This is a genomic window from Paenibacillus sp. Y301 (assembly GCF_059445505.1).
This window is the reverse complement of record NZ_JCAIUL010000050.1, coordinates 1-672: the sequence shown is the minus strand read 5'-3', so window position 1 is coordinate 672 and position 672 is coordinate 1. Positions and strand designations below refer to the sequence as shown.

General features: G+C 50.4%; 1 protein-coding gene and 1 pseudogene. Both read right to left on the bottom strand.

Annotated features, from left to right (window positions below; all coding sequences use genetic code 11):
• A pseudogene (locus AC1D69_RS25040) lies at positions 1-264 on the bottom strand (carbohydrate ABC transporter permease); the annotation flags it as partial.
• Between the two features lie 15 nt (positions 265-279).
• Positions 280-672: ABC transporter permease subunit (locus AC1D69_RS25035; protein ID WP_495458817.1), on the bottom strand; the 393-nt coding region annotated here is incomplete at its 5' end.

The following is a 672-nucleotide window of genomic DNA, read 5'->3' as shown; positions in this document are numbered from 1 at the left end:
GGAGACGCCCAGCGCCCGCGAAATCATCGATCCTTGCTGAATAATATAGTCATAAGCCTCTCCGGAGAAAATCGTCGGAAAGAGATGGTAGCCGGTTTGACGAATGGACTCCTCGCTGGATAAAGATACAGATAGCACCACAAGGACAGGCACCAAGCAGACCAACGCCAACAAGATAAAAATCACATGGAAAATCACGTTGGTGACGGTGCCGATTCGGTCGAATTTCTCCAGACCCGACTGGTAATTTGCTCTCGATGTCATTTTCCCACTCCTCCTTTATATCATTGCGCTGTCCGGATCTACCCGGCGAACGATCCAGTTGGCGATCAGAATGGTCGCACATCCGATGACGGATTGCACGAAGGCGGAAGCAGATGCCATACCTAGCGTAGCGGTCTTCAGCTGCTTGTACACGAGAACGTCAATGGTGGTCGCCACGTTGAACAACGAGTTGGAATCCCGCGGCACTTGGAAAAACAACCCGAAATCGGTGTAGAAGATGCGGCCTACAGCCAATATGAACATCATAACGATTACAGGCTTCATAAGGGGCAACGTAATATATCGCGCTTGCTGCCACTTCGAAGCACCATCAATCACGGCAGCCTCATAATAAGTGGTGTCGATACCGGAGATGGTCGCTAAGTAGACAACCATGCCATAGCCCAA